A 15,614-nucleotide genomic window follows, 5' to 3' on the forward strand; every position below is an offset into this window, starting at 1 on the left:
TTGTTTTCGAAACAAAAAGCATCAGCTTGAAAATCTGATAAACAGGAATAAATAAAATGAAGTGTGGAAATACAGCAATTTAAATTAATGTATAAAGTAGTTTTTTAGAATAATTTTAAATGGTATTAATAGTATAAAAACATGAATTATTTATGAATAAAATAACATTCCACTTACCAATTACTAGAATTTGTTGTTAAATAATTATAAATTGGGAGCTATTAAAAGGGAAAGTGAAGTGTTTTTGAAACTATGCTAACAAAGTATTTTGTTGCTCAAAATTATTCAATTATTTCTAGACGTGGTGAAAATTCGATAATTCTATTTCCAGAAATACCTTACTGGATAGCAACAACTAAACAAGGTGAGGAATTTTTAGAAAAGCTTGATGGCAAGAAGAATATACTAGAAATTTCAAATGAAGTGTTGGGTGAAGGAAATGAGAGCATAGCAATAGAATTTCTGGAGCCATTAGTAGAAAGTGAAGCAGTTATTCCTTTAGGTAAAAAAACAATTACGAATGATGATATTTCAAAAGTCATTATTAAGCCTGATAAAGTTACCCTGTTACAAACGATGCGTTGTAATTTGAAATGTAAACATTGTTCTGTAGCTGATCAGACAGAGAGTGCAGATAGAATTGAATTAAATTTAGAAGACGTTAAAACAGCTCTTATAAATGTTTCAAAAATTATGGGGGAAAATAAACGGCTGGCATTTCTTGGCGGTGAGCCCTTATTAGGAAAAAATTTTTTAGCTGTTGCGGAATTTGCGTATGAACAGGGATTTCAACTAGGAATATCTACAAATGGATTATTGATTGATGAAACCTTTGCAAAAAAGGCTAAAGAATTAAATATGCAGGTGCAAATATCACTAGATGGCCCTACAAAAGAATCTCATGAATTTATTCGAGGAAGAAATACTTTTGACAAAACCATTAATGCTATTAAATTATTGAAGAAATATGATGTTAACCTACAAACTAACATGGTTTTTCATAAAGATAATGTAGATTTAATTCCTAAATATATTGAATTGGGAAAACAGTTTGATATTAAGAGTCTACGTCTAATACCATTATTAAATATGGGGCGAGCAAAGGAAAACTTAGGAATATTATCAATTGAGGAAATGGTAGATAAAATCATAAGCTTAATCAAGACCGATCCGGAGTTAATACCTTATTTGAGTGATACTAATTTTATGGGATTAGTTACTAATGCTCGATTAACAAATCGTATGATTGGTTGTGGCTCTGGAATTATTACTGTAATTTTAGACCCGAAAGGAGACATATATCCTTGTCTAAATACATATAGGGAACAGTATAAGATTATTAATGTTTTTGAAGATGATTTTGAGAAGAAGTTTTTCGAATCTGAAATTCATAAGAAATTTAGATCTCTTAGAATAGATCAACTGAACGATACGTGTGCAAGTTGTGATTTTCGTTATGTTTGTGGCGGTTTATGTAGAGGGGAAACAATGGAGGTAACTTCAGATTTAGAAGCTCCTTATCCTTATTGTGAATCATGGAAGAATGCAATGATTAAAATATACTGGCTTCTAACTGAATATCCTGAACTGGGTAAAGAAAAAGAAGAAAGAGTATTACAAAATGAAAGATTTTTTTCTGTATGTTAATAATTTAATTTTTTGGGGTTATAAAAAGCAATACTGTAAATCACATGTAGAGCTTTTTTATAATAAAAATATAAATAAGTATAAGGAGCATTCCTGTTAGAAGGATTTTCGGGGACTTGAACAAAAAAGAGCCCTCTTGGTATGATACGGGGTGTCAAATCGTGGACCGAAATGACCCCTAACTTAGTTAACCAAGGAGGACTCCAAAATGGATTTTAAACAAAATCAGAAAATAAATCAAGTCACCGAAAAAACACTCGTAGTCGGAATCGATATTGCCAAGCGGACCCATTACGCTTGCTTTGTGGATGACCGTGGACGTGTGCTCCAAAAATCGTTCTCTGTTTCTCAAGCTAGAGACGGGTTCGAGCTTTTCTATCAACGTATTCTGGTAGCCATGAAAGAAAATGAAAAAACGGAAGTCATTGTCGGGATTGAACCTACGGGACACTACTGGCTCAATTTGGCCTACTACCTTGAGGACCGGGGCATTCCCTTGGCCATGGTTAACCCTATGCATGTTAAGCGTTCAAAAGAGTTGGACGACAATCTGCCAACCAAGCATGACAGAAAAGATGCACTTGTGATCGCTCGACTTTTAAAAGACGGACGGTTCAGTTATCCCCGTATCCTAAAAGGTATGGAGGCCGAACTTCGCGTTGGGTCAACGTTTAGAAGTAAATTGACTGAGGAACTAGGGTCTGTCAAAAACATGATTATTCGTTGGTTAGATCGCTATTTTCCAGAGTTTACTCAGGTGTTTCCGTCATTCGGAAAAATGGCTTTGGCAGTACTTGAATGTACCCCATTTCCGAATGATCTTCACCAAAAACAACCCGATGAAGTTTTATCTCTTTATCGGAAGGTTGAGGGGCTCAAATCCCCCCAAAGACCCAAAGCATTGCGTCTTATTGAAGTCGCAGCTAACTCTATCGGAGTAACAGAAGGACGTGAGATGGCCCGTATTGAAATTACCACGCTCGTTCGCCGTTACCATCAGTTAGAACAAGATATCGAAAGCCTTACTCAACATCTAGTTGACCTTGTAAAAACGTCTGTAGAGTACGAATGGCTATCAACGGTTCCGGGACTCGGAGATACAACGATTGTCGATCTATTAGCTGAAATCGGAAGCTTTTCACACTACGAAGATCCACGCCAACTAATTAAACTCGCGGGATTAACGTTACGTGAAAATTCCTCTGGTCAGCACAAGGGGCAAAAACGCATCTCCAAACGGGGGAGAAGAAAGCTTCGCGCCCTTCTGTTCCGAGTAATGATGCCGATGATCCGTCACAATGAAGCCTTTCGAAAGCTACATGAGTATTACACAAATCGTATGGTTAATCCATTACGCAAGAAGCAATCCATCGTGGTTCTATGCGGTAAGCTATTAAAAGTATTACATGGAATTAGCACTAAGCACAAAGCGTTTGACGCACAGCGAATGATGAGGGATATTCCTAGTCTCGTAGAGGCTGCATAAGACCCTTCATCCCCTTAAATAGACCTAGACAACAGGATGACACGGAGAAGCTGGCACTATTTTTTCCATTCGACCTTGAGTCCCTAAAGGAGCTTCGCTAGCCTCTGCCTTATGACTAGACCGAACGAAGGAATGTAGGCACTTAGATGCCCAGAGACATGGGAGGGTACGTCATCATAAGTTACGCAGAGATCCATTGTGCATCGCATAATTTCCTATCACTACTTTCCACCATTATCCAGTAGTGACCGCGTAGCGTACCCATGTATTGGAATAGTTTCACATATTTTAAAAATATTGTTAGGGATTGTGTCGAAAAATATTTTTTTGATACCCCAACAACGGGTCAAACCGTTGATAGATCAACATTTATAGAGGGAGGGACAAGAAATGTTATTAGCTAAACCAAGAAAAGGTAAAAGGTTTAACTCTTTTACAGAACTATATGCATATGACCTTTACAAACAGTATTAATATTAAAAAATAGTAAAATTAAATAAATTGATTTTACTAAATAAGGTAAGAGAGTTGCTACTTATACATAGAAGGTTGCAACTCCCTTTTTATTAAGGAGTAACAGTATTTTGAAATCAAAAAATTTCTTGTTATTTTCTTTGGCAAATACCTCATCATCTCTTGGGGATTATATATATGATATTGCAATAGTCGTACATTTATATAAGGTGACTGGTTCACCTATAATTATGGGGAGTTTTTTTATTTTACAGTTTCTTCCGTCTTTGATTTTTACAGTAATTGCAGGTGGAATAATTGATCGAATAAATAAAAAAAATATATTGATTTTCAGTAATTTAATTAGAGCAATTGTTCTACTTTTTTTATTAATTAATGTTTCAACAACTTTAATTCTTATTAGTGCCATAATTTTAGGCATATGTGACGAACTTTCCAGATCTACAAGTAATGCTGTTATCCCAAGTTTATTGAATAAAGATGAAATGGTACGTGGTAATTCCGTATTAAGTGCTTTAGATTCACTAACTATGATCGTAGGACCGCTTATTGCAGGATTATTAATTTCCTCTATAGGAATAAAAGGTAGTATAATTGCTAATTTTACAACTTTTATAATTTCAACTATTCTATTGTCAATGATTAAAATTGAGTTTAAAGAAAATAAAAATATTAAAAGTCAAGAAAATTTCATGGGTGAAATTAAAGAAGGAATAGGGTTTATTTTTTCAAGTACTTTTCTTAGGAAAATTATATTAATATGGGGTCTTTTATTAATAGGAGTAGGCATTTCTGGATCCCTTATAATAGTTCTTATTAAGGATTATATGCATTTACCTTCAAATACATATGGATGGATTTCTACTGCTGAAGGAATAGGTATTTTATTAGGTTCTTATTTATTAATTAGGAAGAAAAATAATATTGGTCATATAAACCTTATAAAAAATGGTTTATTCCTAATAGGTTTTGCACTTTTGGTTATTTCGTTTAATAATAATTTACCATTGTTATTAGTACTATACCTCGCTATTGGGATGGGGGCAGCATCAGCTCCAGTAGGTATTCGTTCTTTAATACAAGTAAATGTCCCTGATGTTATTTTGGGTAGAGTCTTTTTAACAGTAAGGTTTATTGTTAGTACTTTAAGAACTCTAGCAATAGCAATTGGCAGCATCTTTGCAGACTTTTTTGATTTAAGAATTATATTCTTCGTTGCTGCAATTTTTATTTTATTTGCAAGTTTTATATCTCGATCAATCTTTAAAGGAAAGACAAAATCATTGTCATTTTAGCATTATATTAAGATTCAGTTACGAGAAACTTCCGTTAATATAAGTTTTACTTTTTAAATAGAGAAGGTGAAGTAAAGTAATCTTTCTCTCTTTTATAATGATGTATAAAGATATATTACTTATTTTTAAAGCCTAGTATCTTTTTTAAAGAGTATTCAAATACCAACTCTAGTGTCGCTATTTAGCGAGGATTGTTCTTTTATTTTGAAAGAGGATATTTTTTTAAAAGAGCTGCTAGTTCTACTGACTTATATAATGGTCAATAGAACTGACGGCTCTTAATCTAGAAAAGATTATTTGCTACTCCTTTATTACCTTTCAGAGCAAATACCATCCCACTTAGAATGATGAAAACTATACTACTCTAAAGGGTAATCAAATAATTTAATAAGTATATCCTTTCTAGACTACAGTTAGTTCAATAAACCTTTCTCCATAAAATGTAAGACCATTAGGCGAAAAAAATTGTTAATTATTCACTTCTAAAAGTCTCCTGTATAATGAAGCTCTTGGAACACTTGTAATTTCACAAATTTGATTTACAGTCATATTTCCATCCATATATAGCTTTACTGCATAATTCATTCCTGCGTGATTTTTATGATCCTTTTTTAACCGGCCTTTAAACTTTCCTTCTTTCTTAGCCAACTCAATTCCTTCACGCTGGCGCATCCGAATAAGATCTCTCTCTAATTGGTTAACACTAGCCATTACCGTAATTAAGAATTGGCTGTATGGATTATCTTCTGATAAATCGAGCCAAGTTTCCTTTAAGGATTTTAAGCTTGCCTTTTTATTTCGTATTTCATCGATTAATTCAAATAAATCCCGCGTACTAGGAGGTGAATCGGATTTAGTCTGTGACATAAATAATGTCACCTTCTTGTAAATCCTCTAACATTTTTTAAGTTGTTCGCAACCCTTTGCTACAGCGGATACTTTTCCTTCATATATAATATCCATTCCAATTTCGATCAGTTGCTAAAATTGCCTTGAAGGATTTTAGCTAGCCGAACTGACACGCCAATATCCATTAATCGGGCGATTTAAAGTTATAGGGATCACAGAAATGTTTAGACCTTCTTATAAAAATAATTCGTTTGAAAAATCTCTGGGAAAGGTCACTTAATACTGACATTAGAACTAGATTTAGACATAAGTAGCAAGGGATATATGATTAGAACATGATAGGATTGGAATTTGACAGTTTTGAACTGTTGTAATTACCATTCTAAAATAATCTAATCTTAAAATAAAAAGGAGGAAATCTCATGGCAATGGGCGGACGCAGAGGTGGACGTGCTAAACGTCGTAAAGTTTGTTTCTTTACAGCTAATGGCATTACAAACATCGATTATAAAGATGTAGATCTTCTTAAAAAATTCATTTCAGAACGTGGTAAAATTTTACCTCGTCGTGTAACGGGCACAAGTGCTAAATATCAACGTAAATTAACGATTGCTATTAAACGTTCACGTACTATGGCTTTACTACCATACGTAACTGGCGAATAATAAACAGCCAAAAACACTCATTGATTAATGGGTGTTTTTTTTATACGAAATGATAATGGACAAAATAACTCTTCAAGAAGTTCTATCTATATTAGACCTATCCTCCGCTTGTTTGAAGAAAGTGCCCTTGAAGTTTTCAACCAATAGATAGAGTAAATACCCATGCAAACAAAATTGGCACCAGAGTACATGAAAAGAAGCAGATTTAACTATTTTAGCAGGCAGAATACACGAAGATTCCTATGTGATTTGTGGGACAGGCGAAATCCCACAAAAAGCGAAGTGTATACTGACTACGGATCCATTTGAGAGCACCATTTTTTAGGTTAGCCTTAAAAAAGAAGGAAAGATTGAATGAACAGGCATTAGATAGTAGAATGTTTATATAACAGAGGGGAAGGTGTAAATGAGGAAAACAAAAATAATAACTGAAGGTGCAGTACTATTATCTATTTATGTTATACTGCTTTTAATTACGCTTTACATACCGATTGTTAATAACATAACAAACTTATTTTTAGCTTTACCATTTATTTTATTTAGAAGCAGGTTTGATAGAAAGGCAACAGCCTTATTTTTTGTTGCTGCAATTTTGCTTTCTTGTATTGTTGGTTCTATATATGCTGTTCCGCTAACGGTCTTATATGGGATAACAGGAGCGATATTAGGGGATTATATTATAAGCAATAAAAGCAGGATTCACATGATATTAGTTGCATCTATAGCGTTTTTTATTAATCTTGTTTTGTTCTATTGGGTTTCTGTTCTATTTTTTCAAGTGGACTATATAGACGAAATGCTTCAATTACTAAAAACAGCAGTGGATCAAAGTGAATCCATTATGAAAATGTTTAATCAAAATGAATCGCAAAAAGCGATCGACCAATTAGATGCTGCTGTTAAAGCGATTAAGTTTATTATTCCAAGTGCTATAATGATAGGTTCTCTTCTTTCTGTTTTCGTGATTCAAGCCGTTTCAGTTCCAATTATTAAACGATTTGGCATTCAAACAGAGCCTTGGCTGCCTATTCGATTATGGAGATTGCCTCATTACATACTATGGATTTTCTTAGGTGCAATTGGAATTTCTTTTTTTGTTCCTATGGAGGAAAACACAATTATGTACACGGTGTTTATAAATGTTTTTTACATACTACAATTGCTGATCGTTTTACAGGGAATATCTTTTCTTTTTTTCATATGCTTTCAATATGATGTACCAAAAGGTATTACAATCATTATAACGATCTTTCTATTTTTGAACCCTACCTTTTCATTTTTGTTAAAAATACTTGGTATTATTGATTTAGGTTTAGATTGGCGAAAATTTTTCTATCGTAAACGAATGAAGTAATTAAAAATGACATTTTATTAGGAGTTGAAAAAAATGCCTGCGTTTTTAGAAAAAGGATCACTTAGATATCCATTAATTTGTTTAATTGGTATAACAATGATCCTTCTTGGTATCCTCTCCTATTATAATTGGTTTTTTTCCTTAATTGGATTAGTTTTTTCTGTTCTTCCTTTTTATTTTATTTTAAGAATGGATATACGACAAAGGAAAGAAACGGAAGAATATATAACCACTCTTTCTTACCGGGTAAAGAAGGTAGGAGAAGAGGCATTAATGGAAATGCCAATAGGGATCATGCTGATAAATGATGAATATTATATCGAATGGACAAATCCCTTTTTAGCATCCTGTTTTACCGAGGATACCCTTGTTGGGAGATCATTGTATGATGTAGCTCCATCCGTCATACCATTAATAAAGCAAGAAGTAGAAACAGAAATTATTACGTTGCATGAGCGTAAATTTCGTGTCATTCATAAACGGGAAGAACGACTTCTTTACTTTTTTGATGTGACCGAGCAAACAGAAATTGAAAAGTTATATGAAGATGAACGATCTGCAATCGCTATTATATTTCTAGATAATTATGATGATTTAACACAAGGTATGGATGATCAAACAAGGAGCAGTATAAATAACAGCGTAACTTCTATTTTAAACAAATGGGCAACAGATAATGGTGTGCTGTTAAAAAGAATATCTTCTGATCGTTTTATAGCAATATTTAATGAGCATATATTGCAAAACCTTGAAAAGGGCAAGTTTACCATATTAGATGATGTCAGAGAAATGACGTCGAAACAGAATGTGCCTTTAACATTAAGTATAGGCGTTGGTTCTGGGGTATCTTCTTTGCCAGAGCTTGGAACGATTGCTCAATCCAGTCTTGACTTAGCTTTAGGAAGAGGCGGAGATCAAGTTGCTATTAAGCAAACAAATGGAAAAGTCAAATTTTATGGCGGCAAAACGAATCCTGTCGAGAAACGAACAAGGGTAAGGGCACGAGTCATTTCACACGCCCTTAAGGAGTTAATTATAGCGAGCGATAAGGTTATTATCATGGGGCATAAAAACCCTGATATGGACGCAATAGGCGCAGCTATAGGGATACAAAAAGTGGCGCAGATGAATCAAAAGGAAGGATTTATTGTCGTAAACTTCCAAGAAATTGATAATAGCGTAAAACGGCTTGTAGGAGAAATAAAAAGACAAGAAACATTATTTAAAAAATTTATTACACCAGAACAAGCGCTAGAAATGGCAACAGAAGATACATTATTAGTGATTGTGGATACACATAAACCGTCATTGGTTATTGATGAACGATTGCTAAATAAAATTGAAGATGTTGTGGTAATAGATCATCATAGACGAGCGGAAGAGTTTATTGAGAACCCGTTACTAGTCTATATGGAGCCATATGCATCATCTACTGCTGAGCTTGTGACCGAATTACTAGAATATCAACCGAAAAATGTTAAAATTGAGATGTTAGAGGCTACGGCATTATTAGCTGGAATTATAGTGGATACGAAAAGTTTTACTCTAAGGACTGGAGCAAGAACGTTTGATGCAGCTTCTTATTTAAGAGGTCAAGGAGCAGATACCGTTCTAGTACAAAAGTTTTTAAAAGAAGATATTGATAATTATGTCAAGCGTGCAAAACTAATCCAAAGCGTAAAGTTCTATAAGCCTGGTATTGCCATAGCAAAAGCAAAAAACAACGAAATTTATGATGGCGTACTAATTGCACAAACAGCAGACACCTTGCTCACTATGGATGGAATCATTGCAAGCTTTGTTATTTCTCATCGAGGAGACGGACTGATTAGTATAAGCGCTCGTTCCTTAGGAGATATAAATGTGCAATTAATTATGGAAAGTTTGGAAGGCGGAGGACATTTAACCAATGCCGCAACACAACTAACCAATATGACAATAGAAGAAGTAGAATCAATGCTTGAAGGCGCCATTGATGAATACTTTGAAGGGAGAAAATCAGAATGAAAGTAATATTTTTAAAAGATGTTAAAGGAAGAGGCAAAAAGGGAGAAGTAAAAAATGTTGCAGATGGATATGCCAATAATTTTTTACTGAAACAAGGATTAGCAGTGGAAGCAAATACAAGTGCGGTTAGTACGTTAAATGCGCAAAAGAAAAAGGAAGAAAAACTGGCAATTGAAGAATTAGAGGAAGCAAAACAATTAAAAGAAAAGCTTGAAGAGATTACAGTAGAGCTTACTGCTAAATCTGGTGAAGGCGGTCGGTTATTTGGCTCTATTACAAGTAAACAAATTGCCGAAGAGTTAAATAAAAAAAATAAAATTAAAGTAGATAAACGTAAGATTGAACTGCCAGATGCTATTCGTTCATTAGGCTATACAAAAGTACCTGTGAAACTTCATCAAGAAGTAACAGCAACACTTAATGTACATGTGAAAGAATTAAGCTAATATTGGAAGTACCATTTCTCTATAAAAATGTTAGAATAGAATAGTTCCGAAAAAATGTGATGCAGGTAAAACTGGTCACATTTTTTCATTTAAGCGTAATAAGTAGAATGAATGATTTGACGAAGAGTTTCCTTTTCTAAATAACGTCATTGGAGAATGATTCTTCACTAATATATACAAATGAGTAAACATCTACAGATAGATATCCATACAAACAAATTTGCTCGATGAAGAATGAAAATAAACAGGTTCCAATTTTTTAAAGCGCGTGTTTTTTCAATAAGGTTGGCGCAACTCTGACCCTTTTCCATATAAAGGAGGTTTTCTAGGATGAGTGAAGTATTAACAGATAGAGTTCCACCGCAAAATATTGAGGCAGAGCAAGCAGTGCTTGGAGCGATTTTTTTAGAACCACAAAGCTTAACAATGGCTTCTGAAATCCTTATACCTGAAGATTTTTACCGTGGTTCGCATCAACGTATCTTCTCTGTTATGCTCAAGCTTAATGATCAAGGCAAAGCAGTGGATTTAATTACGGTAACAGAAGAATTGGCTGCAGGGAATAATTTAGAGGATACTGGGGGAGTTAGTTATCTAAGTGAACTGGCAGGTTCTGTCCCAACGGCTGCCAATATAGAATATTATGCAAAAATCGTCGAAGAAAAATCATTGCTTCGCAGATTGATTCGCACGGCGACAGGAATTGCACAAGATGGGTTTACCCGGGAAGACGAAGTGGAAGCTTTGCTGGGGGAAGCAGAAAAAAGCATCTTAGAAGTAGCACAGCGTAAAAATGCCGGTGCCTTTCATAACATAAAGGATGTATTGGTCCGCACATATGATAATATTGAGGAAATGCATAATCGCAGTGGAGATATTACTGGTATTGCAACAGGCTTTGCAGAGCTTGATAAGATGACCGCAGGATTCCAGCGAAATGACCTTATCATTGTTGGAGCTCGTCCATCTGTTGGTAAAACAGCATTTGCTTTAAATATTGCACAAAATGTAGCTGTAAAGACGCAGGAAAATGTTGCGATATTCAGTTTAGAGATGGGAGCGGAGCAGCTTGTTATGCGTATGCTTTGTGCAGAGGGAAATATTGATGCACAGCGTCTTCGTACAGGCTCCTTAACGGACGAGGACTGGGGAAAATTAACGATGGCAATGGGAAGTTTATCAAACGCTGGAATATTTATTGATGATACTCCAGGGGTTAAAATTAACGATATTCGTTCAAAATGCCGTCGCTTAAAACAAGAGCATGGGCTAGGAATGATCTTAATCGATTATTTGCAATTGATTCTAGGGAGCGGCAGATCAGGAGAAAATAGACAACAGGAAGTATCGGAAATCTCCCGTTCTTTAAAAGCGCTAGCTAGGGAATTACAGGTTCCTGTTATCGCATTATCCCAGCTATCTCGTGGCGTAGAGCAGCGCCAAGATAAACGCCCAATGATGTCAGATATTCGTGAATCGGGAAGTATTGAGCAGGATGCAGATATTGTGGCCTTCTTATATCGTGACGATTATTATGATAAAGAATCGGAAAGCAAAAATATCATTGAAATAATAATTGCCAAGCAGCGTAATGGACCAACTGGAACTGTTCAGCTTGCTTTTGTGAAAGAATATAATAAATTTGTTAATTTAGAACGGCGCTTTGATGATGCAGGCATGCCACCTGGCGCATAATTCATTAAAATATGCAATTGGCCCCTCTTCTCTCTCTTTAAAGGAGAGGGGAGGGCTAGTTAAAATTTGATTTAAGATTCTTTATAAGGATAAAAAACGATTTGGTTTTTCTAATCAAAGTGGATACAATTGGTCCCTCTTTTTTATGCAGGAGAACATTTTTCTACGAGGCTAAATAAGGCGCCCTGTGCTTCGCTTTAAAATATGTGAATATTTTGTCTTTACAAACCCTTTGCTATATAACTATATTAGTAGAGTAATTACGAACATAAAATACAGTATTAAATTGATTGTTCGTGTTTTATTGACTTTTGCCTTAAAATTTTGATAAAATAGTTATGTTTGATAAAGAATATAAAATATAATAGTAACCTTTGGAGGTGCTTGGATATGTCATCAGTAGTGGTGGTAGGAACTCAATGGGGAGACGAAGGAAAAGGAAAGATTACAGACTTTTTATCTGAGAATGCGGAAATGATTGCACGTTACCAAGGCGGTAATAATGCAGGACATACAATTAAGTTTAATGGTGAAACATACAAATTGCATTTAATTCCTTCTGGAATTTTTTATAGTGAAAAAATCTGTGTAGTTGGTAATGGAATGGTTGTTGATCCAAAGGCAATTATCACAGAATTAAAGTATTTACATGATCGTGGTATTACAACGGACAATCTTCGAATCAGCAATCGTGCACATGTTATCTTGCCATATCATCTGAAATTAGATGAAGTGGAAGAAGAAAGCAAAGGCGCTAATAAAATTGGCACAACGAAAAAGGGAATTGGCCCTGCATATATGGACAAGGCTGCAAGAATTGGAATTCGTATGGCTGATTTATTAGACAGAGAAGTGTTTGAAGAAAAATTAATTCGAAACTTAGCAGAGAAAAACCGATTATTAGAACGCATTTATGAAACAGATGGTTTTAAAATAGAGGATATTCTTGATGAATACTATGAATATGGCCAACAAATTAAACAATATGTTTGCGATACATCTGTTGTATTAAATGATGCACTAGATGATGGCCGCCGTGTTCTTTTTGAAGGTGCACAAGGAGTTATGCTAGATATTGATCAAGGTACTTATCCATTTGTTACCTCTTCTAACCCAGTAGCGGGTGGAGTAACAATTGGTTCTGGTGTTGGACCTTCTAAAATCAAACATGTTGTTGGTGTATCAAAAGCTTATACAACAAGAGTGGGAGACGGACCTTTTCCAACAGAATTAGTGAATGAAATTGGAAATCAAATAAGAGAAGTTGGCCGCGAATATGGAACAACCACTGGCAGACCAAGACGTGTTGGCTGGTTTGATAGTGTTGTAGTTCGTCACGCACGCCGTGTTAGTGGAATAACAGATCTTTCTTTAAATTCAATTGATGTATTAACTGGAATTGAAACATTAAAAATTTGTGTAGCATACAAGTTTAATGGAGAAATAATCGAGGAGTTCCCTGCTAGTTTAAAAACGTTGGCGCAGTGTGAACCTGTGTATGAAGAGCTTCCAGGCTGGACTGAAGACATCACGAACTGCAAGTCTTTAAATGAGCTTCCGGCAAATGCTCGTCACTACTTAGAAAGAGTAGCACAGCTTACTGGTATCCCGCTTTCTATTTTCTCTGTTGGACCGGATCGTACACAAACAAATGTTGTGCATAGTCCTTGGAGACAATATTAATTTAAACGGATAGGATGTCTAAATAAGGGATGTTCTCCTTTATTTAGACATTTTTTTACGGGCTTTAAAAATATTATTTTAAAGCTCATAAAAAAAATATGCTAGTTTGATAAAAAAATCAAATTAACTATTGCTTTTTATTTGAAACCTATGATATTATAAAAAGCGTCGCAAATGACAATTTAACAAAGCAAATAACGAGCCATTAGCTCAGTTGGTAGAGCATCTGACTTTTAATCAGAGGGTCGGAGGTTCGAATCCTCCATGGCTCACCATTTCATGGCCCATTGGTCAAGCGGTTAAGACACCGCCCTTTCACGGCGGTAACACGGGTTCGAATCCCGTATGGGTCATTTTAAAAATATCTGGTCCGGTAGTTCAGTTGGTTAGAATGCCTGCCTGTCACGCAGGAGGTCGCGGGTTCGAGTCCCGTCCGGACCGCCATATTTTTTCTATATGCTTCGAGCATATTTTACATATATTTTTTTTAGTTTACAACAGACAAAAATAATAATATGGCTCAGCAGCTCAGTCGATAGATTATATTTGATTAAGTTGTGAAGCAAAGCAGCAACCTGATTTTTAGCTTTGAAGGAATACATCCAAAAGAAGAATCAGCTTGAAGGAAAAATCATAAATACAGAATAAATATCTTATTATGGCTCAGTAGCTCAGTCGGTAGAGCAAAGGACTGAAAATCCTTGTGTCGGCGGTTCGATTCCGTCCTGAGCCACTCTCAAAAATGACTATGAATATTCATAGTCATTTTTTTATATTTTTCACAAGATGTGTGTAAATAGCTGCTATTATGCTTTTTTATTCGGTCTCACCTTTACTCGGATTATACAAATCTATTACAAAATCAAGACAAAGGTTTTTTTTAAGATAACTTATGATAAAGTAAATTAGTATGGATTAAATAGTAAATTTTCATCCTTCATTTGTAATTGGGATAACCGTTTTGTTGTACAAAAAAGTATCCATGTTTTAAAATATAACAATAAGATATAAAAAAGCTACTATCTATTTTGAAGCGGAAAGGGGTATCTCTTTATGCTGGTAGATAAAAAAATATTAAATGATAAAACCCTCGCTTGTGAGGGTTTTTATACGTTTGATAAGGTGCTTGCGCTTTTCTTAGCGAACGTTCATTCATCAGTCTAACATGTACTGGAATTCGTTCAGATATACGAAAAAAGTGAATATATACAATTAAAATGGTAAAGTAGACTGTAGTAGTAAACAATAATAAATACATTGATATAGATACATTTAACCTAAAGGAGCAAAATGGTATGAACAAAAAGATTCTAGTCGTAGATGATGAGAAACCAATTGCGGATATATTACAATTTAATTTAAAAAAAGAAGGTTTCGAAGTTTATTGTGCATATGATGGCAATGCCGCTATTGAAAAGGTGGAGGAAATTAAGCCGGATTTAGTTTTGCTTGATATTATGCTCCCGCAACGTGATGGAATGGAAGTTTGTAGGGAAATAAGAAAAAAATACGAAATGCCAATTATCATGTTGACTGCAAAGGATTCTGAAATTGATAAAGTACTTGGTCTTGAACTTGGTGCAGATGATTATGTAACAAAACCATTTAGCACAAGAGAGTTAATTGCACGAGTTAAAGCGAATTTGCGCAGGCATCAACAAGTTCCATCGGCAGCTGAAGAAGAAAATGAAACAAACGAAATAGAAGTGGGATCCTTAATCATTCATCCAGACGCATATATTGTTTCTAAACGTGGGGATATGATTGAGTTGACACATCGTGAATTTGAGTTGCTTCACTATTTAGCGAAGCATATTGGACAAGTCATGACAAGGGAGCATTTACTGCAAACGGTATGGGGTTATGATTATTACGGAGATGTAAGAACAGTAGATGTAACAGTGCGGAGATTAAGAGAGAAAATAGAAGATAATCCTAGTCATCCAACATGGATTGTGACTAGAAGAGGTGTTGGCTACTATTTAAGAAACCCTGAACAGGAGTAATAATAAA

Annotated in this window: 10 protein-coding genes, 4 tRNA genes and 1 pseudogene; 14 read left to right on the forward strand and 1 reads right to left on the reverse strand. The window is 34.8% G+C overall.

The window, feature by feature from the left end; translation table 11 throughout:
- Positions 1-252 precede the first annotated feature (252 nt).
- The 3 genes from AC5LWL_RS01190 to AC5LWL_RS01200 all read left to right on the forward strand — a co-directional run bounded on the left by AC5LWL_RS01190 (position 253) and on the right by AC5LWL_RS01200 (position 4,902).
- A complete protein-coding gene (locus AC5LWL_RS01190; RefSeq protein ID WP_493432640.1) occupies positions 253-1,647 on the forward strand; it encodes a radical SAM protein in 1,395 nt (464 codons plus the stop codon).
- A gap of 208 nt (positions 1,648-1,855) precedes the next feature.
- A complete protein-coding gene (locus AC5LWL_RS01195; RefSeq protein ID WP_493432641.1) occupies positions 1,856-3,133 on the forward strand; it encodes an IS110 family RNA-guided transposase in 1,278 nt (425 codons plus the stop codon).
- A 584-nt stretch (positions 3,134-3,717) separates the two neighbouring features.
- On the forward strand, positions 3,718-4,902 hold the full coding sequence (locus AC5LWL_RS01200) for an MFS transporter (RefSeq protein WP_493432642.1): 1,185 nt from the start codon (positions 3,718-3,720) through the stop codon (positions 4,900-4,902).
- 468 nt (positions 4,903-5,370) lie between these two features.
- Here the strand turns inward: AC5LWL_RS01200 and AC5LWL_RS01205 are convergent.
- A pseudogene (locus AC5LWL_RS01205) lies at positions 5,371-5,940 on the reverse strand (recombinase family protein).
- A 239-nt stretch (positions 5,941-6,179) separates the two neighbouring features.
- On the opposite strand from AC5LWL_RS01205, the gene rpsR reads away from it, so the two are divergent.
- From rpsR to yycF, 11 genes are all read left to right on the forward strand, one after another.
- Complete coding sequence (gene rpsR / locus AC5LWL_RS01210) at positions 6,180-6,416, forward strand: 30S ribosomal protein S18 (protein WP_493432643.1); 237 nt, start codon at positions 6,180-6,182, stop codon at positions 6,414-6,416.
- 406 nt (positions 6,417-6,822) lie between these two features.
- Positions 6,823-7,770, forward strand: a complete 948-nt coding sequence (locus AC5LWL_RS01215; RefSeq protein WP_493432644.1) for a YybS family protein — start codon at positions 6,823-6,825, stop codon at positions 7,768-7,770.
- A 33-nt stretch (positions 7,771-7,803) separates the two neighbouring features.
- Positions 7,804-9,777 (forward strand): DHH family phosphoesterase, encoded by a 1,974-nt coding sequence (locus tag AC5LWL_RS01220; protein ID WP_493432645.1) that lies wholly within the window; start codon positions 7,804-7,806, stop codon positions 9,775-9,777.
- On the forward strand, positions 9,774-10,223 hold the full coding sequence (gene rplI, locus AC5LWL_RS01225; protein WP_493432646.1) for a 50S ribosomal protein L9: 450 nt from the start codon (positions 9,774-9,776) through the stop codon (positions 10,221-10,223). Before AC5LWL_RS01220 ends, rplI begins: the two co-directional genes overlap by 4 nt.
- 330 nt (positions 10,224-10,553) lie before the next feature.
- Positions 10,554-11,918: a replicative DNA helicase gene (dnaB, locus tag AC5LWL_RS01230; RefSeq protein WP_493432647.1), complete on the forward strand. Its 1,365-nt coding sequence runs from the start codon at positions 10,554-10,556 to the stop codon at positions 11,916-11,918.
- Positions 11,919-12,308: 390 nt separating this feature from the next.
- Positions 12,309-13,601 carry an adenylosuccinate synthase gene (locus AC5LWL_RS01235; protein ID WP_493432648.1) on the forward strand — a complete coding sequence of 431 codons (1,293 nt, stop codon included), beginning with the start codon at positions 12,309-12,311 and terminating at the stop codon, positions 13,599-13,601.
- 199 nt (positions 13,602-13,800) lie between these two features.
- Positions 13,801-13,876, forward strand: a tRNA-Lys gene (locus AC5LWL_RS01240).
- Positions 13,877-13,882: 6 nt separating this feature from the next.
- Positions 13,883-13,954, forward strand: a tRNA-Glu gene (locus AC5LWL_RS01245).
- A 14-nt stretch (positions 13,955-13,968) separates the two neighbouring features.
- Positions 13,969-14,045: transfer RNA gene (locus AC5LWL_RS01250), tRNA-Asp, on the forward strand.
- 216 nt (positions 14,046-14,261) lie between these two features.
- A tRNA-Phe gene (locus tag AC5LWL_RS01255) sits at positions 14,262-14,334 on the forward strand.
- Between the two features lie 562 nt (positions 14,335-14,896).
- The gene (gene yycF, locus AC5LWL_RS01260) at positions 14,897-15,607 is read left to right on the forward strand and encodes a response regulator YycF (RefSeq protein WP_493432649.1); all 711 of its coding nucleotides are present in this window, start codon (positions 14,897-14,899) and stop codon (positions 15,605-15,607) included.
- The last annotated feature ends 7 nt before the right edge of the window (positions 15,608-15,614 follow it).

It is taken from the genome of Niallia sp. WK069_GA_01 (assembly GCF_983173855.1).